Annotated in this window: 20 protein-coding genes; 13 read left to right on the top strand and 7 right to left on the bottom strand. The window is 42.6% G+C overall.

Features of this window, described 5'->3' with window-relative positions:
* Nucleotides 1-109: 109 nt before the first annotated feature.
* A complete protein-coding gene (locus V7K89_RS04990) occupies nt 110-715 on the bottom strand; it encodes a phage tail protein (protein ID WP_335184911.1) in 606 nt (201 codons plus the stop codon).
* Nucleotides 715-954: a hypothetical protein gene (locus V7K89_RS04985; protein ID WP_335184909.1), complete on the bottom strand. Its 240-nt coding sequence runs from the start codon at nt 952-954 to the stop codon at nt 715-717. The genes V7K89_RS04990 and V7K89_RS04985 overlap by 1 nt, the downstream gene beginning before the upstream one ends.
* Before the next feature lie 214 nt (nt 955-1,168).
* Between V7K89_RS04985 and V7K89_RS04980 the strand changes: the two genes are divergently transcribed.
* The 8 genes from V7K89_RS04980 (at nt 1,169) to V7K89_RS04945 (ending at nt 9,429) form a co-directional block, all read left to right on the top strand.
* On the top strand, nt 1,169-2,488 hold the full coding sequence (locus V7K89_RS04980) for an eCIS core domain-containing protein (RefSeq protein ID WP_335184907.1): 1,320 nt from the start codon (nt 1,169-1,171) through the stop codon (nt 2,486-2,488).
* 381 nt (nt 2,489-2,869) lie between these two features.
* Entirely contained in the window at nt 2,870-3,106 is a 237-nt protein-coding gene (locus V7K89_RS04975) for a hypothetical protein (RefSeq protein ID WP_335184905.1), read from the top strand.
* Between the two features lie 323 nt (nt 3,107-3,429).
* Nucleotides 3,430-3,804: a hypothetical protein gene (locus V7K89_RS04970; protein WP_335184903.1), complete on the top strand. Its 375-nt coding sequence runs from the start codon at nt 3,430-3,432 to the stop codon at nt 3,802-3,804.
* A gap of 186 nt (nt 3,805-3,990) precedes the next feature.
* Nucleotides 3,991-5,349, top strand: coding sequence for an eCIS core domain-containing protein (locus tag V7K89_RS04965; RefSeq protein ID WP_335184901.1), 1,359 nt, complete (start codon nt 3,991-3,993; stop codon nt 5,347-5,349).
* A gap of 167 nt (nt 5,350-5,516) precedes the next feature.
* Nucleotides 5,517-5,684 (top strand): hypothetical protein, encoded by a 168-nt coding sequence (locus tag V7K89_RS04960; protein ID WP_335184899.1) that lies wholly within the window; start codon nt 5,517-5,519, stop codon nt 5,682-5,684.
* 143 nt (nt 5,685-5,827) lie between these two features.
* Nucleotides 5,828-7,105 carry an eCIS core domain-containing protein gene (locus tag V7K89_RS04955; RefSeq protein ID WP_335184897.1) on the top strand — a complete coding sequence of 426 codons (1,278 nt, stop codon included), beginning with the start codon at nt 5,828-5,830 and terminating at the stop codon, nt 7,103-7,105.
* Between the two features lie 34 nt (nt 7,106-7,139).
* Entirely contained in the window at nt 7,140-7,520 is a 381-nt protein-coding gene (locus V7K89_RS04950; protein WP_335184895.1) for a hypothetical protein, read from the top strand.
* A gap of 469 nt (nt 7,521-7,989) precedes the next feature.
* Nucleotides 7,990-9,429, top strand: coding sequence for an eCIS core domain-containing protein (locus tag V7K89_RS04945; RefSeq protein WP_335184892.1), 1,440 nt, complete (start codon nt 7,990-7,992; stop codon nt 9,427-9,429).
* 92 nt (nt 9,430-9,521) lie between these two features.
* Here V7K89_RS04945 and V7K89_RS04940 read toward each other — a convergent pair whose 3' ends face one another.
* From V7K89_RS04940 to V7K89_RS04925, 4 genes are all read right to left on the bottom strand, one after another.
* On the bottom strand, nt 9,522-10,469 hold the full coding sequence (locus tag V7K89_RS04940; protein WP_335184890.1) for a LysR family transcriptional regulator: 948 nt from the start codon (nt 10,467-10,469) through the stop codon (nt 9,522-9,524).
* Between the two features lie 569 nt (nt 10,470-11,038).
* Nucleotides 11,039-11,965 carry a WGxxGxxG-CTERM domain-containing protein gene (locus tag V7K89_RS04935; RefSeq protein ID WP_335184888.1) on the bottom strand — a complete coding sequence of 309 codons (927 nt, stop codon included), beginning with the start codon at nt 11,963-11,965 and terminating at the stop codon, nt 11,039-11,041.
* Nucleotides 11,966-12,787: 822 nt separating this feature from the next.
* A complete protein-coding gene (locus tag V7K89_RS04930; RefSeq protein ID WP_335184929.1) occupies nt 12,788-14,089 on the bottom strand; it encodes a HEAT repeat domain-containing protein in 1,302 nt (433 codons plus the stop codon).
* A gap of 17 nt (nt 14,090-14,106) precedes the next feature.
* Nucleotides 14,107-14,520, bottom strand: a complete 414-nt coding sequence (locus V7K89_RS04925) for a QcrA and Rieske domain-containing protein (protein ID WP_335184886.1) — start codon at nt 14,518-14,520, stop codon at nt 14,107-14,109.
* Between the two features lie 510 nt (nt 14,521-15,030).
* Between V7K89_RS04925 and V7K89_RS04920 the strand changes: the two genes are divergently transcribed.
* Nucleotides 15,031-16,647 carry a ferredoxin--nitrite reductase gene (locus tag V7K89_RS04920; RefSeq protein ID WP_335184884.1) on the top strand — a complete coding sequence of 539 codons (1,617 nt, stop codon included), beginning with the start codon at nt 15,031-15,033 and terminating at the stop codon, nt 16,645-16,647.
* A 131-nt stretch (nt 16,648-16,778) separates the two neighbouring features.
* Here V7K89_RS04920 and V7K89_RS04915 read toward each other — a convergent pair whose 3' ends face one another.
* Complete coding sequence (locus V7K89_RS04915) at nt 16,779-17,069, bottom strand: hypothetical protein (RefSeq protein WP_335184882.1); 291 nt, start codon at nt 17,067-17,069, stop codon at nt 16,779-16,781.
* A gap of 42 nt (nt 17,070-17,111) precedes the next feature.
* On the opposite strand from V7K89_RS04915, the gene V7K89_RS04910 reads away from it, so the two are divergent.
* The 4 genes from V7K89_RS04910 to V7K89_RS04895 all read left to right on the top strand — a co-directional run bounded on the left by V7K89_RS04910 (nt 17,112) and on the right by V7K89_RS04895 (nt 22,663).
* On the top strand, nt 17,112-18,614 hold the full coding sequence (locus V7K89_RS04910) for a NarK family nitrate/nitrite MFS transporter (protein ID WP_335184880.1): 1,503 nt from the start codon (nt 17,112-17,114) through the stop codon (nt 18,612-18,614).
* A gap of 377 nt (nt 18,615-18,991) precedes the next feature.
* Nucleotides 18,992-21,217, top strand: a complete 2,226-nt coding sequence (locus tag V7K89_RS04905) for a molybdopterin oxidoreductase family protein (RefSeq protein ID WP_335184878.1) — start codon at nt 18,992-18,994, stop codon at nt 21,215-21,217.
* Between the two features lie 287 nt (nt 21,218-21,504).
* Nucleotides 21,505-21,957 carry a phosphate-starvation-inducible PsiE family protein gene (locus tag V7K89_RS04900; protein ID WP_335184876.1) on the top strand — a complete coding sequence of 151 codons (453 nt, stop codon included), beginning with the start codon at nt 21,505-21,507 and terminating at the stop codon, nt 21,955-21,957.
* A gap of 253 nt (nt 21,958-22,210) precedes the next feature.
* Nucleotides 22,211-22,663, top strand: a complete 453-nt coding sequence (locus V7K89_RS04895; RefSeq protein ID WP_335184874.1) for a nitrate reductase associated protein — start codon at nt 22,211-22,213, stop codon at nt 22,661-22,663.
* The last annotated feature ends 673 nt before the right edge of the window (nt 22,664-23,336 follow it).

Raw genomic sequence — 23,336 nt, 5'->3', positions numbered from 1 at the left:
AATAACATTCTCTGAGGATCAGATAAAGATGATATTACCCCAAGTGGATGAACATTATTTCCTAGTGGAGATTGATTAATTTGCATAATTATAGTTTCAAAATAGCCAATTAACTAGAAACGAAATATCCGGTTTTTTGATTTCGTTGTACAGAAATACCTCCTCCTGTAGACCTTGCAACTTGTAAACCTTCATAAGCTAAAGTTAATTCTTCAATTGCAACTGCGTTTCCATCTGCTTGGAGGGTAGGTGTTTTCCAGGCTATAGGAATAGCACCAATCAAAGTCCAACTCATCATTGTTTCACCCGCTTGATTGAAAATCAGAATATTGACATTCCATCGAGATGTCTTCTTTTTTTCATCAAAAACTGTACTTATCCAGTTCCAAAAACCTGGATGATCGGTAACTCCACGTTTAAGAGTTATGTCTGCAAATTCCGTATGACCTAAATAAATTCTTTGCTGATCGTTGACACCACCTTCATTAAAAACATTTTTCTTAATTTGAACACTTAATCCTGAACATTCAGTAAAACATGCAGCAATAGTATTGTCTATCTCTACATAGAAACGATTAGTAGTTACATAATTTAGTTCGTGAGTAATATTGCCATTATTAGGGCTTGGAGTAACCTTGCCATTATTAGGGCTTGGAGTAACCTTGCTATTATTAGAGCTTGGAGCAACCTTACCATTATTAGCTTTTGGAGCCATTACAACCACCTCTGAGAACTATAATTACCTATCCTCTCACGCTGCGATCGCATATCTTCTAGCAAGAGTTTATACACATGCTCTGTAAGTTGATTCATTAGCAGTGAATCATTGAGGTATTTACTTGCCGTTTTAGCCACCTTGCTAGCATCAGATGTCGCCGAAACCCCAGCATAGCCAGCAGTACCGCCAACATCTCCATCGAACGTGAAAAAAGTTTTTTGCTGATTTGAGTCCATAAATAAAAAACTCTCCCTAAATCTAGGCTAAAGGTACTGCATCAGAATCAAAAGTAGCCAAAAGTCGAACTTTGTAGGGGCGCAAGGCCTTGCGCCCCTACGTTCGCTAGAAATCCCTTACCTTAGAGGAATTGTGTTACAAGTGCAATCGCTGTATTCTAGATGTTAGTAACAGCAAAATATCTAGCTACTGCTTGAGCAACAGGAGAAGAAAATGAGAGAACACGTTAGCCGTCAGAAACAAACTACTACAAACTTCTCAATCCCATCCTTGAAACACCCGATACGCGGCTTTGGTTTGGAGTCATCGGCAATTTCACGCCAAGCAGTTCCTGAGGTACAACCACTACATAAACCACTTACTCACGATATCAGTCGCATACCCCTGCGTAATCCCCAAGCAAAACTCTCAATTAGCCAGCCTGGGGATAAGTATGAGCAGGAAGCTGATAGCGTCGCACAGCAGGTAATGCAAACAATGGCGCAACCTGTAAATCGCCAGCCTATCCAACCAGAAGCATTGCCAGAGGATGAAGAAGAATTGCAAATGAAACCTCTCGACATTAGCACATTGCAACGAGAAGCATTGCCAGAGGATGAAGAAGAATTACAGATGAAATCCCTGGACATTAGCACATTGCAACGAGAAGTATTGCCAGAGGATGAGTCAGAATTGCAGATGAAATCGATGGTGCAGCGTCAGGCTGGAATGGGTGCTGCACCAGACTTGGAAGCGTCCATTAATCAGGCAAGGGGTGGGGGAGTGGCGATGGCGGACAATATCCGCCAACCGATGGAACAAGCGTTTGGCGCAGATTTCAGTAGAGTGAAGGTTCATACCGATGGACAATCAGACCAGTTGAATCGGTCAATTCAAGCGCGGGCTTTCACGACGGGACAGGATGTGTTCTTTCGCCAAGGAGAATATAATCCTGGGAGTCGGGGGGGGCAAGAGTTGTTGGCGCATGAGTTGACTCATGTGGTACAGCAAAATGGAGATGCAGTGCATCAAAGAGTTCCGACTACGAGGGTGCAAGAGCAGACAATACAAAGAGTACCAGCGGACCTAACCGTGCCCCAAAGGGTAACGCTTCGCAGAGCTTTTAATCGTGCCATTTACTTATGTGATAGGGTAATAAGCGCTAATGACTTAGTTTTAGCGCCGATAGTGGATCGTTACGGGATGCGACCGGTTCAGTCGAGGTTAAATGCTATAAAGTTGGACTTTAGATGGATTCGTCAAGCATTATTGAATATCAATATAGACAATGTGCAATACGATGACGCTGATAATGCTTTTGCCTACGTATACCCTAACGATCCAACAAGGCTATATTTGGGAAACGCATATTTCGTTGCAAGCAGAACAGGGGAGGACTCAGTAGCAGGAACGCTCATCCACGAAGCTTCACATTGGAGCGTAGTAAGAGGTACGAATGATCATGGTTACGGAGATGAGATCCACGAGCTGGCTTTTACCCTAGCGCGAAATAACGCCGATACAATCGAAAGGATCGCGGAGAGTTTTATATAGCTCATCGATCCGTCTTAAAGGATACGATTATGCGTCTGCTGGTGGCTATTTTATCACCATTTGCAGCCACCAACGAGAATGTTTGTTTGGTGAGATTGTTGATGGGACAATGCTATTAAATGATTTCGGGCAAATTGTCACAGAAGAATGAGAGCGATCGCCTAATCTCCGTCAAGAGATTAAATTGGATGCCTGGATTGTCATGCCCAACCATTTTCATGGGATTGTTTTTATTGAACCTGTCGCATACCTTGGGGCGAACAATCATAGCGTTGGGATCAATACCACGCGGTAGGGGCGCAAGGTCTTGCGCCCCTACAATCCGATGCGCCCCTACAATCTAATGGGTTGCCACAATCCGATGCGCCTTTACCAACCAATATGCCGAACCAAAAACCGCGATCGCTTGGCTCTTTCATCGCTGGGTTTAAAATGGTCGTGACAAAGCGAATTAATTTATTGCGAGGCACACCAAGAGCACCGATATGGCAACGCAATTATTACGAACACATCATTCGCAATCAGGCAGCATTATACAAAATTCGTGAATACGTGCAGACAAATCCAATATCTTGGAATACAGATCAATTACATCTTCATAATCCTTCAAAATGGTAACGTCAGTAGGGGCGCAAGGCCTTGCGCCCCTAGAATCCAATGTGCCGCCACACGATTATCATTTGCCAGAACAATTTCCGCAAGACGTGATCGCGTTCTCTCCACCATAAACAATCGCATAAGATAGTAATAAAATCTATAAAAGTAGGTTGGGTTGAACACTAGTGAAACCCAACATAAACTTAGAGTTTTCTGTCAAGAACTTACAATTAAAAAATATCCCATCGTTTTTATCGCAGGGAAGCAGGGATCTCTTAGCAGGGGAAGAGAAAATCTTTTTGATTCGGTAAAATTGGATAATTTGTTTTTTGGAGTTTCTTTATTTGAAGATAGAAGTTACTTCAGGGAAAGCAAAAGTTGCTACAGACTGCGCGAAACACCGAAACGTGAAGGCAGAACTTAATTCCAAGAAGGCAGAAGCTGCTACAGACTGCGCGAAACACCGAAACGTGAAGGTAGAACTTAATTCCAAGAAGGCAGAAGCTGCTACAGACTGCGCAAAACACCGAAACGTGAAGGCAGAACTTAATTCCAAGAAGGCAGAAGCTGCTACAGGCTGCGCGAAACACCGAAACGTGAAGGCAGAAGTTAATTCCAAGAAGGCAGAAGTTGCTACAGACTTGAAATTGTCAAATTATCAGAATTTGCCCACCCTACACCTCTTGAAGTGCGATCGCCTAATTGAGGATAAGCCATGAAACAAGACGCTAATATTGTCAGTTGGTTTGGCAATGGCAGCATAGGCGATCGCTCGATACTATAGAATGAGTTTCTCAAAAATTTAGACTTTCGATAAATTGTGTTACAAGTGCGATCGCTATACTCTAAATGTTAGTAACAGCCAAATATTCACCTAGCTACTGCTTGAGCAATAGGAGAAGAAAATGAGAGAACACGTCAGCCGTCAGAAACAAACTACTACAAACTTCTCAATCCCATCCTTGAAACACCCGATACGCGGCTTTGGTTTGGAGTCATCGGCAATTTCACGCCAAGCAGTTCCTGAGGTCCAACCACTCCATAAACCACTTACTCACGATATCAGTCGCATACCCCTGCGTAATCCCCAAGCAAAACTCTCAATTAGCCAGCCTGGGGACAAATACGAACAGGAAGCTGATAGCGTCGCACAGCAGGTAATGCAAACAATGGCGCAACCTGTAAATCGCCAATCTATCCAACGAGAAGCATTGCCAGAGGATGAAGAAGAATTGCAAATGAAACCTCTCGACATTAGCACTTTGCAACGAGAAGCATTGCCAGAGGATGAAGAAGAATTGCAAATGAAATCTCTGGATAATAGCACATTGCAACGAGAAGCATTGCCAGAGGATGAAGAAGAATTACAAATGAAGTCGATGGTGCAGCGTCAGGCTTCTATGGTTGCTACACCAGACGTGGAAACGTCGATTAACCAAGCAAGGGGTGGGGGACAGTCGATGGCGGACAATATCCGCCAACCGATGGAACAAGCGTTTAGCGCTGATTTCAGTGGAGTGAAGATTCACACAGATGGTCAATCTGACCAGTTGAATCGGTCAATTCAGGCGCGGGCTTTCACGACGGGACAGGATGTGTTCTTTCGCCAAGGAGAATATAATCCTGGGAGTCGGAGTGGGCAGGAATTGTTGGCGCATGAGTTGACCCATGTTGTGCAGCAAAATGGGGGGGCCGTGCAGCGGCAGAGAGATTCAACAGACAAGTCACTATTGCAAGGCGAATCGGGCAATGATGTGAAGGGTGTTAAGGACGATGAAAGGGGCGTGGAAGGAAGTTCCATAGACATTGAACCATTATTGACACAGTCATCGGCGCTACAAAGGATGCAGGAAGGAACAAGTACACCAGTAATTGATATAAAAGGTGATAATAATAGCGCCCCGGGAATATATATAGACGGACTGATCATGTGTGTCGGTGTGGTGGCAAAAATATACTCGCCCAATGGAGGAACGGATTATCAGGCGGTAGCGGGCGGTCATTTTGTAACACCCGATATGTATGATGTCCCGACATCGGCATTTACACCCAGTGGAGAAGCATTCATCAAAGCGATGCAAGCCTTAGTAGCAGGGTATCCGGCTGATGACATTGAGTGGGAGTATCATGTTGGGAAACCTGCCGTTGAGGGAGCCAAACCTAAAGCACTTGAAGAGGCAAGACAAGCGGCGACAGCACTGCAAGGTAGACTAGGCCGGGGTTACACAGCAGATTCAGGGAGCAGTATAAAGGTGAATATTTAATTTGGAGGTATAAGCGTCCATCTGTAAAGAAGTCCCATATTAGCGATCCGATTATTGATCGGGATATGATCGTGGCGGCATAATACATTCCGTTGAGGAGAGTGCGATCGCGGATCTAGTAGGGTGCGTTAATGAAATGTAACGCACCTCCGTAATGTCAATTTTCGGTGTGTTACGCTATTGCTAACACACCCTACGAAAAAGAGCAATCGCGTAACTCACCAATCAAACCCCAAAAAAGCGATCGTTGGTATTGTAGTGTGATCGCCCTCTCCATTCTCACGAAAAATGCGATCATTGGTCTTGTAGTGCGATCGCCTGTTGTGTTTTTGTGAATGCGATCGCTCGATACTATAGAATCGGGTTCCTGAAAATTTAGACTTTGGGTGAATTGTGTTACAAGTGCGATCGCAGTACTCTAGATGTTATTAACAGCAAAATATTTATCTAGCTACTGCTTGGGCAACAGAAGAAGAAAATGAGAGAACACATCAGCCGAGGGAAAAAAACTACTACAGGCTTCTCAATTCCATCTCTGAAACACCCGATACGCGGCTTTGGTTTGGAGTCATCGGCAATTTCACGCCAAGCACCTGAAATACAACCACTCCATAAACCAGTTACTCACGATATCAGTCGCATACCCCTACGTAATCCCCAAGCAAAACTCTCAATTAGCCAGCCTGGGGATAAGTATGAGCAGGAAGCTGATAGCGTCGCACAGCAGGTAATGCAAAGAATGGTGCAGCCTGTAAATCACCAGTCTATCCAACGAGAAGAAGCGCCAGAGTTAGAAGAAGAATTGCAGATGAAACCTTTGGCAAGTTCTATCATGCCTTTGGTGCAACGAGAAGCATTGCCAGAGGAAGAGGAATTGCAGATGAAATCTCTGGACAATAGCATACTGCAACGAGAAGAAGCGCCAGAAGATGAGTCAGAATTACAGATGAAGCCGATGGTGCAGTGTCAGGCTGAGGCTGGGGTGGCAGCTGCACCAGACATAGAAGCGTCCATTAACCAAGCAAGGGGCGGTGGACAAGTGATGGCGAACAATATCCGCGAACCGATGGAGGTGGCATTTGGCGCAGACTTCAGTGGGGTGAAGGTTCACACAGATGGTCAATCTGACCAGTTGAATCGGTCAATTCAGGCGCGTGCTTTCACGACAGGACAGGATGTGTTCTTTCGGCAGGGGGAATATAATCCTGGGAGTCGGGGAGGACAGGAGTTGTTGGCACATGAGTTAACCCATGTTGTACAGCAGAATGGGGGTGCAGTCCAAGCCAAACTTGAAGTAGTTCAAAGAGTAGCAGATAATATAGTCCAAAGAGTGTTTGATCATAATAATCCGGCTACCTATGATGATGATGGGGGTCATTCATATACGGATCATGGTAGTCACACAACACCAGCTGAACACTTAACACGATTAACGACTGGTGTGACACCTTCCGGGCGTAGTTCATTGCCGCCTGACGGAAAATCCAGCAAGTTTGCAAGCGATGCAATGCATTTAAATGCAATGAATATGGCGATTACTGATTTGAACGCCAATAAGCAAAATAGAGCAGGAGGATGGAAAAAGGGGTATAGCAATCACTATACACTAGCTGGAGTTGGAGAGACTTATGAACTAGATAGTAGTGGCAGCAATCTTAAACCTACGACTCTTCCTTGTGACAAATTCTTCGTAGCATGGAAGAATGACGGTACGGGGGACAACTTTCAGCTTATAACTATGTATCCCAAACCCTAATAGAACCTGATATCTTGAGAAATGAGAGGATAAAATGACAGGCAAACTCGAAGAAGCAATCATTTCCTTAGCTGAAGCTTCAAACTTTACTCCAGCAACAGCCCAGATGAAGACCAAGGTACATGAGATTGTTTGGCAAAACAACCTGGATGAGGATAGTGCAGTGCCAGAGTGGTTGCTTGAATTTCTTAAGCAGATAGAACAAGGGAAACAAACAGAATGGATACCCTATCCTGACTCCAATTACAGTTTTTCGGATGTCTTTGAGGTAATTGCAGAGCTTGACGAAGTGCTTCCTATAAAATATGAGCATAAGGAAGAAAGTATAGTATTGACTATGGAATCTTTGGATGTCGAAGCAGTCATCTGGGTAGAATCCGGACAATATCAGATCAGAAAAATCCAAGCGGCTTAACTATAAGTGTGATCGCTTGATTTTGTAGCAACTGTTTTAAAAGTCAAGCGATCGTCATTTGCTTTAAAGTTTCCCGTTAGTAACTTCTAATAAAAAAAATATCTCACCGTTTTTATCGTAGGGGAATAGGGATTTCTTAGCAGGGGAAGAGAAAGTCCTTTTGATTCGGTAAAATTGGACGATTTATTTTTTGGAGTTTTTTTACTTGAAGACAGAAGTTACTTCAAGGAAGATGGAAGTTTCTACAGACTGCGCGAAACACTAAAACGTGAAAGCGGAAGTTAATTCCGGGAAAGCAGAAGTTGCTACAGATTGCAGCGGACGTAGTGCGATACTCCCCATACTACTATTAGGTCTACCGAAAATTTAGACTTTGGGTGAATTGCTTGATGAGTGCGATCGCTGTACTCTAGATGTAAATAACAGCAAATATTCAATCCACCTACTGCTTGGGCATCAGGAAATAAAAATGAGAGAACACATAGGCCAGCCTAAAAAAGCTACTACTGCTTCCTTCTCAATACCTGCACTCAAACAACCAACACGTGGTTTTGGCTCAGAGTCCTCTGGTGCTTCATCCCAAGCAACAAATGAGGTGCGATCGCAAAATTTACCTTTAATGCACGACATCAGTCGAATATCACTGCGTTCACAAACAAAACTTACGGTTAACCAGCCAGGAGATATTTACGAGCAGGAAGCTGATAGAGTAGCACAGCAAGTGATGCAGACGATGAGCCAGCCTGTAAGTAAACAGTCTGTGCAACGGGAAGCATTACCAGAGGAAGAAGAATTACAAATGAAATCTCTGGCGGATGCCAATACTTCACTACAACGGGAAGCATTACCAGAGGAAGAAGAAGAATTACAAATGAAATCCCTGGCAGATACCAATATTTCACTACAACGTCAGGGTGGTGGGGTTGCAGCCACATCTAACTTGGAAACTTCAATCCAACAACAACGGGGAAGTGGACAGCCACTCTCAGACGATATCCGCCAACCAATGGAGCAAGCTTTTGGGACTGACTTTAGCAGTGTCAAAATCCACACAGATAGCCGCTCTGACCAACTCAACCAATCTATCCAAGCTCGTGCCTTCACCACAGGACAGGATATATTCTTCCGTCAAGGAGAATATGCTCCTGAGAGTCATGGAGGAAAGGAATTACTCGCCCATGAGTTAACTCATGTTGTCCAACAAAATGGTAGTACGCTTGGGCGTAAATTGCTTCCTGAACAGGAGATTAAAAAAAACAACATCCAAGCCAAACCCCTTCTTAACTCCTCTTGTGAGTATCAACCAGTAATCCAACGTAACCCTTTTGATAAGGTTAAAAAATTCTTTTCCAAAGATGGTGGCGACATAGATAACGGTGGCGAGCAAATAGAAGAAATAGAGGTGAAAGGGGAGGACTGGAAAAAATACATGGAGTTAGATATCTTGACGATGCAGCCTAGCGATATCATAACGGACAGGCAATTTGGGCATAATTTATATATAAATATCAGATGGTACAACAAATCGCAGAAAAGATTGCGCCTTTTGACACCGCCACCACTGGAATATTTTGAGGAAATAACAAAGATTACGACAGATAACAGCGGCAATAGAACTACGGAAACAGAATCGCTGGATCAGTACGCAAACAGGCCAAATTCTAATACTTTCCGTAGCTACGCACTCGGAACTCAGGGCATGATTATAGATCCAGGTAAGTCGCTCACGGCAATATTTCTTGATCCGCCGCAGATCACAATCACACAAGAGTATAAATCCCGCACTGTTAAGTTCAAAATTGGGTTACGGGGGTCGCAACAGTGGCTAACTGGTGTGCAGCAACTAACATGCGAGAATAACAAGATAATAGAGCATGAGTTTATCCCAACAAGACTCAGGGCTGGCTAAGAATCACGGCACAATTAGTTTTTATAAACTATTAATTATCTTGCAAAAGTCCCATCAGAAATTAAAGACTCTTGAATAATGACTAATAACGCTTAAGAAGCCGATCGCTCCTGGTCAATTTGCAATGGGATATTTTCTTGCACTAGTTGCCAAAAGTGCTTGATGGGGGGAATTTGTAGACGGTCTTGAGTTGTCACCATAACTACTCGACGAGTCAAACTCGAACCATCTGCTAAACCACTAGTATTATTGCTGGCTAAGGAACGAATCGCCAGGGTTGGGTCAAAACGAGCTTCCAGTAATGCTGATTGAGGTAGTAAAGCTATCAGTTCTCCTTGACGCACTACTCCTCGGAAGGCATCTAGGGTATTTACCTCTAAAACCGACTGGAGTGTAGTCTCCATTCGCTCAAATCTATCTTGGATTAAACGCTGCATCCCATAGCCATCTTTAAAAACCACTTGGGGATAACGAATGAGCTCCGACCAAGGGACAAACTCATATTGGGTTAGGGGATGATTGGCTGCGGTTAAAACTTCTATAGGTTCATCATAAAGTACTTCTACCACCATTTCTCTACTGGTGGTTAAAAAGCGATTATTCATCACAATTGCTAAATCCACCAATCCATCTTTGAGGACTTTTAAGGCGCGATCGCTTCCCAATGAAGTCACGCGCAATTGCACATCTGGATAATCATGACAAAATTTTTGCAACACTGGTGGTAAGTAAGATCCACACAGAGAGTGAATCACGGCTATACAAAGTTCCAGTTGCTTTCCGGCGATTAAATCGGCTAATTCTTCTGTCGCAGTCTGCCACTCTTGGCAAATTTTGCGGACGCGGGGTAACAAACGTTCACCTCCTAGCGTCAGTTTGGCATGACTAGTTCTGTGAAACAGTTCTATCCCTAAATCTGCTTCTAATGCTTGGATTTGGCGACTAATCGTCGATTGAGTAACTCCAGATGTTCGCGCTGCTTGTTGAAAGCTGCCGGTTTGGGCGATCGCTAAAAAGGCTTGCAACTGCTCTAGGCGCATTTTATATGTAGCCTGAATTACATTTATCAGTTTTATAAAGTTAACGGATTTTTATCCACAATTTAGTAAAATTTGTTACAGGTTTTTTATCTGATTTACATTTAAATAAATCAGATTTTCCTGCCTTTGTCGTCAATTATGCGCTCTGCGCCGATTTTTTCAGTAAATTTAGCCAAAAAAATAATTAACTATTTTCTGCTGAAAAATATAAATTTTTAGATAATATTTTTAACGGTATGGTTCTGAGGCGCTCTGCTGCGATCACAGAAGCTGATACAGCCGTAGCCAACTATGAGTAGTTCACTCGATCGTATTACACGACGGATTATATAGTAGTTTGCAAGTGGATGAAGTAATCAATATCAAAATCTTCACCCCCAAGCCTTCTTTGTGAGTTTAAAAAGGGTTTGGGGGTGAAGTATAGTTTAACCTAACTCTTATTAAAAAACGCTATCAGGTCTGAGCAAGACAAAATTTTGTACAACTTACAAATACGGCTGCGATCGCATCGGATTTGCAAGAGATACGGAGGGCACATACGGCTGCACCCTCCTAGATTGTTGTGAATGCTATTTTATGGAGCGAGAACCTGTGACTTCATCAGGATCGCTATAAGCGCGGACTTTCCCTTCGCGATTACGTAGTCCTACTAAACCAGCTAGACCAAGCAAACCTAGCCAACCCCAATCAAAACCGCGATCACTAGTTCGTTCGGAAGCTGCGACGCCTGTATTTGTGTTAGTACCTGTGGCATCAGTGCCCGTGCCTGTAGTTCCAGTACCTGTTGTGGAATCAGTGCCTGTTGTGCCACCAGTTCCTGTGGTTCCACCAGTACCTGTTGTAGAATCAGTACCTGAAGCTCCACTACCTGTTGTACCACCACCGCCTGTAACTCCAGTACCTGTTGTGGAATCAGTGCCTGTACTTCCAGTTCCTGTTGTGCCACCAGTTCCTGTGGTTCCACCAGTACCTGTTGTGGAATCAGTGCCTGTACCTCCAGTTCCTGTGGTTCCACCAGTTCCTGTTGTGGAATCAGTGCCTGTACTTCCAGTTCCTGTTGTGCCACCAGTTCCTGTACTTCCAGTTCCTGTTGTGCCACCAGTTCCTGTACTTCCAGTTCCTGTTGTGCCACCAGTTCCTGTACTTCCAGTTCCTGTTGTGCCACCAGTTCCTGTACTTCCAGTTCCTGTACTTCCAGTTCCTGTTGTGCCACCAGTTCCTGTACTTCCAGTTCCTGTTGTGCCACTAGTACCTGTGCTTCCACCAATGCCTGTGCTTCCACTAGTACCTGTGCTTCCAGTGCCTGTACTTCCACCAGCACCTGTGCTTCCAGCACCTGCACCTGAACCTGCGCTACCACCAGAGCCTCCGCTGCCTGAGCCTCCGCCGCCGGAACCTCCACTTTGGGCAGAAACTAAAGGAGGTAAAGATACAGAAGCAAAACTGATGGCAAAGACAGTAGCTAAAACAGCTTTAGATAATTTGAAAGGCTTCATGCTTATGGTTCCTTTTATGTTCTAGATTTTTGTGGTTGATTGATTTTCAAAAGCGATATTGTCTCGTCAATCTACTGAAAAATTAGCTAAATTTTGACATAGAAAAAGTTGAGGGGTATTTTAGTTAGCTTTTTATGGTAAATCTGAAATGATTTGAAAATACTACAACTTCCTCTTATTCAGATTAAGCAAGCAAAATAAACCATAGATTCAGTAATTAATTCCTTATGCAAGAACCTATGGACAAAGTTACATATTCAAAATAGGAATTAAATATGATAACTTCTATCTATCCTATCGTCCTTGGGAATTTTTTTGCTGCTATTAAGTAATATAAGTGTTAGTTTATCACCAAACTTCTACCATAAGAGTAAAACTACTTATATCGCAAGAATTAATTTGTTGGTATTGAAGTTAAGTTAGTCTATAAGCGTAGAGTATTTTAGAGTTTGCATGTTAAATAAACCGACTTATCTAAGTAGAGCGATCGCTAAGTTAAACAGGATTTTCATTTCATAAATATAATTCCTTTATTAAGATTAGTCTTTAGTTATTTGGATATAAATGAACTAAAAACTTTAAACAGCCAGATGCTGCTATCGATTGAGACTCTATATAGAAGACTTCACAATACTATTTCACCTGAAAACTTATAACTTCATACTCTAGGAGTGTCTTACTTTAGACTAAAGGAATACTTTTATTGTCAGTTAAATAGGATGGTGAAATTATTAAAGGTTTATAATAAGGACTTTAGTCCTTTTTTCTCTACGAGAGGCTGCGCCAACGAGATGCTACGCAATTAAAAGTTGAGACTAAAATTTACCATTCGGCTAAAGCGATCGCTATTCCTTGTTTTAAATCTGGTGTGATTGCATCATTATTTGCTAACTGCTGCAATTGTTGATGTGTGGCTTCCCCATCCAGATTTTTCAGTGCAGCGATCGCATGTAGTCTCACCGATACGTTAGAATCGCCTAACAGCGAAATCAATGGTTCAATGGCTTGCATTTCGCCTAACTGTCCTAAAGACAAGGCGATCGCACTTTTGATACTGACAATCTCTGTGGCTGGATGCTGCGATCGTAGTATTTGCAGTAAAATTTCTGCGGCTGGTGTAGTTAACTGCGGTTTTTGGACTCGTCCAAAAACGGTGACAATTTCTTGCCATACTGTTTCTGATCTACTTTGATTCAGTGCTGTTTGCAAATATTCCAAACTAGATAACGTCCCCACCCAACTTAAAGCACGGATGGTTTCTAATTGCAGTGTTATCGGTGTCTGGAGTGAAATCAGTAAATCAAATAAGTATTTAGCAGCATCATCACTACCTATGCGAGAAAGGGTAACTGCTGCTGCACAACAAACATCAAGGTTAAAGTCGTAAAGTTTGGGTTGCAGTCTGGTTACTAAATCTAATGTTTGATATAAGTCAGGGCGAAAACCTAAGCCAAGCACTGCTGCACGCCTGACTGTGGCGGCTATATCATCCAAAGCTTTTAACAATACTGGTGATACGCGTTCGTCATGAAAACTGCTGAGGGCTTCAATTGCAGCGGCGCGGATTGTTACTTGCGGATCTTGCACTACACTCAACAGCGGTGTGATGGTTTCTGGTTGGCGAATACAACAAAGCGATCGCACTGCTAACAATCGTGTATTTTCATCTAATAAAAGTTCAGTTAGTAAAGTAATAGCAACAGTACCCATTTGCCCCAGTGCTGTCGCTGCGATCGCTTTGAGTTCTTCATCCTCATTAGTTTTCAACAATTCAACTAAGGGTGCGATCGCTTCTGGGTGCTGAAATTCGCCTAAAGTTCGTGCTGCATACCAGCGTAATTCTTCCTCTGCATCTTCGTCTGCTAATATCTCAATGAGTGGTGGAATGGCAATATTTCCCAAGTGAGTCAACACCTTGGTGATTTCCCAGCGTTGTTGAAAATCTCCCATCTCTAACATGGAAAGTGTTAATTTCAGCAGATATTCTCGATTTTCAACTATCTCTGGATGTTTAGAATCTGTCCCTAAAATTAATTGTTGTAAATATTGAATTAGTGATGACCAATCAGCTGCATTGTATGCTGTCTGGGCTTGTACCAAAAGCTGGTTGATATTACTCACGATACCCTGAATTGTATTGTTTAACTTGGCTTGACTACAACCGAATTACCCTCAATCTTGGCGGTGTAAGTTTTCAGGGGGTTTGTCGCTGGGCCTTTTTGTACTTTACCATCGGCTCCATATTCCGAACCATGACAGGGACAAGCAAATTTTTTCGCATCAGCTTTCCATGCTACAGGACAACCTGCATGAGTACATGTAGGATCAACAGCAGTTAGATTTCCGGCTTTAGATGTGCCGACTACCAGCACAGTCCCAGCAGGTGAGTTTTTTGCCAGCAATTGACCTGTTTTATCTAATTCTGCTGATGTACCTACTGTTTGCCAATCTTTAGATACTGGAGTTGTTTGAGAAGAACAAGCTGCGATCGCTACAGGTAGAGAACTCGCAATCCAACCCAAACCAACCCAATTAATAAAATCACGACGTTTCATAACTGCTGAAATAATATCTAAGTTTTAGCTAACATCTGCTACTCAATTTTGGATTTTAGACTAATTTATGGCTATCCAAAATTGCTTCAGTCTTCTCAAATACCGTTGATTAAGGGTTCTACATCGTTCATTTGTGACTTTAATGTAAAAAATACATAGTATTTATGCGTTTTTTGGTAATTATTACCAAAAAACGTAACAATTTATACGATTTTAACAAAAATCTCATCTTAAGTTATGAGTATCGAAATTGTTACATGAACATTATCTAAACCTGCTTGACGAATTTCCAAGATGTAAATGACCACAAGTTTTCCTTAACTAACCACGGATTTGAAGTTTCACGTTGGAATGCTCTTGAGCAAAAATAATCAGCCGTAATTAAATATTAAGTTTTTATTCCCTAGCCCTCGTAGATACAGCACCTGATGTACTACGGATTGATTGATATTGGGCAATTACGACCACATTTGCCGATTGTATCAGTAATTTGCAACGAGATTCAGCCTCATGACAGACACAGCAACTACTACTAGCCTCAATAAGTTCGAGAAATTAAAAGCAGAAAAAGATGGACTCGCCATCAAGAGTGAGATAGAGAAATTTGCCACTCTGGGTTGGGAGGCAATGAACGAAACAGATCGCGATCATCGACTCAAATGGGTAGGCGTGTTTTTTCGGCCAGTTACCCCAGGTAAGTTTATGATGCGGTTGCGGATGCCTAACGGTATTCTCAGCAGCAGTCAGATGCGTGTTTTGGCCCAAGTGGTGCAGCGTTACGGAGATGATGGTTGCGCTGATATTACTACCAGACAGAATATCCAATTACGGGGAATTAGAATTGAAGATTTACCAGATATCTTTAATAGATTTGACGCAGTTGGTTTAACCAGCGTTCAGTCAGGGATGGATAACGTCCGCAATATCACAGGTGATCCTGTGGCGGGGTTAGATGCAGATGAGTTGTACGACACGCGAGAGTTGGTACAACAAATTCAAGATATGCTCACCAACAAAGGCAAAGGGAACCCAGAATTTAGCAACTTACCACGGAAGTTTAATATTGCGATCGCAGGTGGACGAGACAATTCAGTTCACGCTGAAATAAACGATTTGGCTTTTGTGCCAGCATTTAAGGAAGCAGGGGAGGATAGGAGGAGGGGAGCAGAGGAGCAAAGTTTCCCTTCTACCCATTCTTATCAACAAATATTCGGCTTTAACGTCCTCGTCGGTGGTTTTTTCTCAGCTAAACGCTGTGAGGCGGCGATTCCTTTGAATGCTTGGGTGGCTCCAGAAGATGTGGTAGCTGTATGTAGAGCCGTTTTGGAAGTTTATCGCGACCACGGCTTACGCGCTAATCGGCAAAAATCCCGCCTGATGTGGCTTATTGATGAATGGGGTTTAGATAAGTTTCGAGTAGAAGTGGAAAGCCGTTTGGGTAAATCATTAATACCCGCAGCGGCTAAAGACGAAATCGACTGGGAAAAACGCGACCACATAGGGGTATATAAACAAAAACAAGCAGGATTAAATTACGTAGGCTTGCACATTCCTGTCGGTCGGTTGTATGCCGAAGATATGTTTGAAGTCGCTCGTCTAGCAGAAGTTTACGGCACTAGCGAAATTCGTTTCACAGTTGAGCAAAACATTGTTATCCCCAATATAGCTGACTCGCATTTAGCAACATTTTTAACAGAAACGTTGCTAGAAAGATTTTCGATTGACCCTGGTTTGCTGACGCGATCGCTAGTATCTTGCACAGGCGCACAATTTTGCAACTTTGCCCTCATCGAAACCAAAAACCGCGCTCTGGCAATGATTAAAGCCTTAGAAGAAGAATTAACCTTCACCAAATCAGTGCGAATTCACTGGACAGGTTGCCCCAATTCCTGCGGACAACCCCAAGTTGCAGACATCGGCTTGATGGGAACTAAAACTCGCAAAAATGGCAAAACCTTGGAAGGCGTTGACATATATATGGGTGGCAAAGTCGGCAAAGATGCTCATTTAGGAACTTGCGTCACCAAAGGCATACCATGCGAAGACTTGCAGCCAATACTGCAAGACTTACTAATCAAAAACTTTGGGGCAAAACTTAAGCAGGAAGCCCTACTAGTTAGTAACTGATTGGGCAAAACAGTTCCGAGTTCCGAGTTCTGAGTTCTGAGGAAATTAAGTGAGATTCCCCACTTAGCACTGAGTACGGGCTAAACGCCCCGCTATCGCTAACAGCACTCCTGAAGGGCATGGGTCAAAACTCATACTTCAAGCTTAAAAGGTGCAACTTCCGGGATAAAAGGCTCAACTTCCCAGCTAAAAGGTGCAACTTCCGGGATAAAAGGCTCAACTTCCCAGCTAAAAGGTGCAACTTCCGAGCTAAAAGGTGCAACTTCCGAGTTCAAAGGCTCAACTTCCGAGCTAAAAGGTGCAACTTCCGGGATAAAAGGCTCAACTTCCCAGCTAAAAGGTGCAACTTCCGAGTTCAAAGGCTCAACCTTCAAGATCAAAGGCTCAACCTCCGAGTTCAAAGGTGCAACTTCCGAGTTCAAAGGCTCATCTTCTGCGTATTTTATTCAATTAGAAAGATTAGAATGCTTAAAAACTTATTTTCATTTAGCGATCGCTACCGCATCTTACATCAGACTTGGTTTGCCTTCTTTCTCACGTTTGTTTGTTGGTTTAACTTTGCACCTTTCGCTACAACCATTGGCAGAGAACTACATCTAGCACCAGAGCAAATTAAAACTTTAGGCATCTGTAACCTCGCCCTCACAATTCCTGCACGCCTAATTATTGGGATGCTTCTGGATCGTTTTGGCCCCAGAATCACCTATTCAATGCTGCTGATGTTTACGGTTATTCCCTGTTTGGCGACGGCGCTAGCACAAGATTTTAATCAATTAGTCATCAGTCGTTTGCTGATGGGAATTGTCGGATCTGGGTTTGTTGTGGGTATCCGTATGGTGGCGGAATGGTTCCAGCCCAAGGAAATAGGAATTGCCCAAGGTATTTATGGCGGTTGGGGCAACTTTGGAGCTTTTGGCGCAGAGTTTGCTTTACCGATACTTGCAGTTTCTACGAGCTTTTTCGCTGGTGGTGCTTCTAACTGGCGATTTGCGATCGCACTTACAGGGATCATTGCAGCCATCTACGGCGTAATTTATTACAACAGTGTCCAAGATACGCCCACAGGTAAAGTCTATAAGAAACCTAAGAAAAATGGAGCTTTAGAAGTCACCAGTATTAAAAGCTTCTGGGCGATGATTGTCTCAAATTTTGGTTTGATTTTCGCCTTGGGTTTACTAGCTTGGCGTTTGGAACAAAAGAACATTCATTTCCTAACTTTGAGCCAAATGTATCTGGCTTGGTTGCTATTAGCAGGATTATTTGCTTACCAAAGTTATAAAGCTTGGGAAGTAAACCGAGAACTTCTAATTGGCAACAAAACTTACGCTCCATCTGAACGTTTCCAATTTGGTCAAGTAGCTTTACTCGAATTCACTTACATAACTAACTTTGGCAGCGAACTAGCAGCCGTTTCTATGCTCCCGGCATTTTTTGAAAAAACCTTTGCTTTAGAGCATGTTGTCGCTGGAATGATTGCTGCTACCTATCCTTTTTTAAATTTGGTTTCTCGTCCTAGTGGTGGTTTAATTTCTGATAAATTTAACTCCCGTAAGTGGACAATGACAATAATCAGCGCTGGTATTGGCGTTAGTTATTTAATGGCACATTTTATTAGTAGTAGCTGGCCGATTCCGGTAGCGATCGCAGTTACAATGTTTGCCGCTTACTTTGCCCAAGCTGGTTGCGGTGCAACTTACAGCATCGTCCCCCTAATTAAAAAGGAAGCCACTGGACAAATTGCTGGGAATGTAGGAGCTTACGGTAATTTTGGCGGCGTAGTTTACCTGACAATTTTTAGCTTAACCGACGCTCCAACTCTATTTAGCACAATGGGTTTAGCTGCTTTAGTCTGTGCTTTCATGTGTGCCTTCTTCCTCAAAGAACCAAAAGGCTCTTTTGCCGCTGCTTATGAAGGTGAATTACTAGAAACCACAACTAAAAACTCTACCTTTTTAGCGGAAGAATAAACTTCTTGCATAAATCAAAAATAAGAATCCCACCCCGTTTTTGATTTACATCAAAGTCTCCTCTCCCCGCTTGCCTACAGTATCTTTTCATCTACAATGCCAATGCATCGACCTGCAATACCAATGCATCAACCTGCAATACCTATGCATTGACCTGCAAAAATTAATCCACTTTACGCAGTAGTAAGTTGGGTTGAGGAAGAAACTCAACAATTAGCCTTTAATTTTGGGATCAGAGAAGCTAAACCCAACTTACATATCTTTAAGTGAACCGTATGGATATCTTTGATCCAGGATTAGCGTGCAACATATAAATTTCCCAAACTGGCGCTGCATCTGAGGTTGCACAATCAAAATAACAAAATGGTACAACCGCCATGAGTGAATTTACCAAAACCCTCTGCCCCTACTGTGGTGTTGGCTGTGGATTAGAAGTTTCACCTCCAGCCCAACTTGGCAAAGCAACTAATCGAGATAGCCAAGGAACTCCAACTTGGCGGGTGCGCGGTGATAAAGCCCATCCATCTAGTCAAGGAATGGTTTGCGTCAAAGGCGCAACGATCGCAGAATCTTTAGATAAAAATAGATTACATTACCCAATGGTGCGAGACTCTTTAGATCAAGAGTTTCGGCGCGTTAGTTGGGATGAAGCTTTTGATCTGATCGCCAAACGCATTCAAACTATCCGCTTCACCCAAGGGCCAGAAGCTTTATGTATGTATGGTTCTGGTCAGTTTCAAACTGAAGATTATTACATAGCCCAAAAACTCATGAAAGGCTGTCTGGGTACTAATAATTTTGATGCCAATTCTCGTTTATGTATGTCTAGTGCTGTGGCTGGGTACATTCAAAGCTTTGGCTCAGATGGCCCGCCTTGCTCTTACGAAGATTTAGAGTTAACTGACTGTGCATTTTTAATTGGTACTAATACAGCCGAATGTCACCCCATCGTTTTTAACCGCCTAGAGAAATATCACAAAAAGAACCGCAAAGTCAAAATGATTGTGGTCGATCCCCGTCGCACACCAACCGCAGAAGCCGCTGATTTACATTTAGCCATTCGTCCCGGTACAGATATCGACTTGTTAAACGGCATCGCCCACTTGTTGATGCGCTGGAACTACATCGATACCATGTTTATGGACGACTGTACCAGTAACTTCCCCGCTTATGCTGAAGTGATTCGCCACTATCCACCAGAAGTGGTGGCTCGTCAATGTGAAATCAGTATTGAAGATTTAGAAACAGCAGCTCGCTACTGGGGTGAATCACAGCGAGTATTGTCTTTGTGGTCAATGGGTGTGAATCAATCGTCAGAAGGGACAGCTAAGGTCAGAACTATCATTAATCTGCACCTGATGACTGGACAGATTGGCAAACCTGGGGCTGGCCCTTTTTCCCTCACCGGTCAGCCCAACGCGATGGGAGGACGGGAAGCCGGAGGTTTGGCGCATTTATTACCCGGTTATCGGACGCTGAGAAATCCCCAGCACCGTGCAGAAGTTGAGGAGTTTTGGGGACTCAAGTCAGGAAAAATCTCGCCCAATCCCGGTTTAACTGCTTGGGACATGATTACTGGGTTAGAAGATGGCGTTGTAGAGTTACTCTGGATTGCAGCTACCAACCCAGCTGTGAGTATGCCAGATTTAGAGCGGACTAAAAAGGCGTTGTTGCGATCGCCTTTCACTATTTACCAAGATGCATATTATCCTACAGAAACCTCTGCTTACGCTCATGTTCTGCTACCAGCAGCCCAGTGGGGTGAAAAAACTGGTGTGATGACAAACTCCGAACGGATGGTAACTCTGTGTTCAGCATTCCGCCAACCACCAAGAGAAGCGAAAGCAGATTGGGAAATTTTTGCTGAAGTTGGACGTAGATTAGGTTTTGAGAAAGAATTTGCCTTTGCAAACTCTGCGGAAGTTTACGCTGAGTTTGTCAAACTAACTAAAAATCGCCCCTGCGAGATGACAGGTATCAGTCACGCGCAATTACAGATACAAGGCCCGACTCAATGGCCTCATCCTGAAGAGAGCAGGGGGAGCACAGGAGCAGGGGAAGCGGGGAAAGAAGCGTCTGTTAATCGCTCTGGCAAAAGACTATACACTAACTTGCGCTTCCACACCCCTGATGGACGCGCTCGATTTGGGGCATATTACTCAAAAGGATTGGCAGAACCACCAGACCCAGATTATCCGTTTGTGCTAACTACTGGGCGACTTTACGGACACTGGCATACGCAGACACGCACCGGTCGGATTGAAAAAATTTGCAAAATGCATCCTGAACCGTTTATCGAAATTCATCCCCGCGATGCTGCTCAGTTAGGTATTGTCGATAGTATGTATATAGAAGTGCGATCGCGTCGGGGTAAGGCTAAGTTTCCGGCGAAAGTGACAAAAGCGATCGCCCCTGGTACAGTTTTTGTCCCTATGCACTGGGGTTCATTGTGGGCAGATAATGCTGAAGCCAACGCCCTCACCCATCCAGAATCTTGCCCCGATTCGCTGCAACCAGAATTAAAAGCCTGTGCTGTGCAGCTGATACCAATTTCTGTAGAAGTTACCATCAAAGATTATCAACTCCAGTCCTCACAATCGTAAGCTCCTAAGTGTACCGCTCAAAAGATAATTTATAACCAGCAATAGGTAATTTCGTCAATAATCAATAGTCAATAGTTATTATCATTTTTTATGACTATCTGATTTTGGCTGTTACCAATTACTATATTTAAAGAGGTTAAATTTCTCGTAATAAGAGGTTTTACTAGCGTCGATTTTAGCTATGGATAAAGAATAAAAAACTTACAAAGATTTGGCAAGTCCTCTTTTTTTAATCCTTTAGATAAATCTAAAGGATTTTATTTTATTTAAGAATCAGGTGCAGCATTATGAAAAAGCTACTAAGGCAAATTTTAGTAACTACCAAAGATGAGAACTTCATGCACATTATCGAAAACATAGAAGTGCTGGTTTCTAAAGCTTTATCTATTTTTATGGTAATGGTGATCTTGGTAGCGATCGGAGATTTAGGAATATTTATTTTTAAAGAGTTATTTACAGCACCTTATGCAAAGTTTAACACAACGTTATATAAAATTTTTGGACTATTTTTGAATATTTTAATTGCTTTAGAAATTTTAGAGAACATTACAGCTTATTTACGAAAACACGTTTTTCAAGTTGAATTAGTTATTGTTACATCTTTAATTGCAGTTGCCAGAAAAATTATTATTCTTGACTTAGAAAAAGTCCCAGGTATTGATATAATTGGTTTAGGAATGGCTATTCTTGCCCTCTCAATTAGTTATTTAATAATTCGTCTAAGTAATTCTAAAAATTGACGTTAAAAATAAAGACCTAATCAGCTGTTTTCAGGCATAAATGTAGTTAAATATAGGTGAAGATAAAAATATTGCCAATAATATAGTATACTTAATATTTAAAATTAGCCTAAACTGTATTTTGGACAAATAATTAATGTGCGATCACTAGTTAAATATTGTTTTTAATTCATAATTTATGTAACTTAGATATAAAAAGTGATCGATGGTTAAAAACCCTTAATTTTAAATGCTCGAATTTTGAATACTTCTTATGACAGATTTCTTTCAATTTGAAGCAGACTTTGTTGATTCCCTGCGTTGCATCCCCATGCAGGTGCGTTGTAAATTAGATACCTGTGGCATCAAGCTAAAATTGTCTGATTGGAATCAAATGACGATAGATGAGCGTCAAGCTTTAGTCGAATTACCTTGCACTACAAAAACGGAAATTCAGTCTTACCGCGAGTATATCGAGCAATTAATCATACAACGCACAGGTATACCAACCACAAAATTGCCCATTGAGCCTCATCCGGCATGGTTAGACTCTGCCACTGTACCAGCTAGCCTTCAGGAAAAAGCTCAGGAAATAGGTGTAACTCTAACACAGCAAAATTGGGCAGATTTAACGCCTTTACAGCGTTTTGCTTTGATTAAACTCAGCCACCCAGGACATGAAAACAAAAATTTTCCGAGAGCGATCGCAGAATTTCATCTGTTTTAATTAGACAATAGTCTTTAAAAGAAAAAATCTACAGAGCGATGGCTACGCTTGCCGCAGGCATCGCAAAGCTTCTTGGTCTACTGTATCTATTAACTCCCTTAGTACACCTCACCGCAAAAAGGGGTTGAAAATACTAACTCTTTGTTGGGTTTTCCTCTGCTCAACCCAACAAACGCAGGGATGTTGGGTTTCGTTCCTCAAACGCCACTTGCTTTAAGCCGGGAAACCCGTCCAACGCAGTGGCTCCCCAACCTACAGAAAATCGAATTCCAAACCTTTTTTATCGTAAATCAAGGGGTTTAAGATCCCAACCATACACGTAGCGCAAAGTCGGAGCCACTCCGCCTCCAGTCAGTTTCAGTCAGGGTTTAAATCCCCGTCTGAAAATGTCTTTAATTTTGAATTGTTAAGGTGGGCTGTACTTAGTGAAAAATTTTTGAGAATTCTTTGCAATTGCTGAGTCATTTCCTGTAATGTTTATTCTCAAGTAGCTGACTGCCAATCTCAGTAACTAACAGCTATTTGCTACTTTGTTGAGATTAGTGGTAAGTGGAGAGTAGGTATAAGGGTACTACATAGGAATGGCACTAAGAAAAGCTCTAAGCCATGCAGGATAAGTGGTACAGATTTTAAAGCTATTGAACAGTGAAGGTCTTGGTATGGGACAGGCGAA

This window comes from Nostoc sp., assembly GCF_036917515.1.
In the GTDB taxonomy this organism is placed as follows: Bacteria; Cyanobacteriota; Cyanobacteriia; order Cyanobacteriales; family Nostocaceae; genus Nostoc.
The sequence above is the reverse complement of the archived record's forward strand: the minus strand, read 5'-3'. Positions and strand labels throughout refer to the sequence as shown.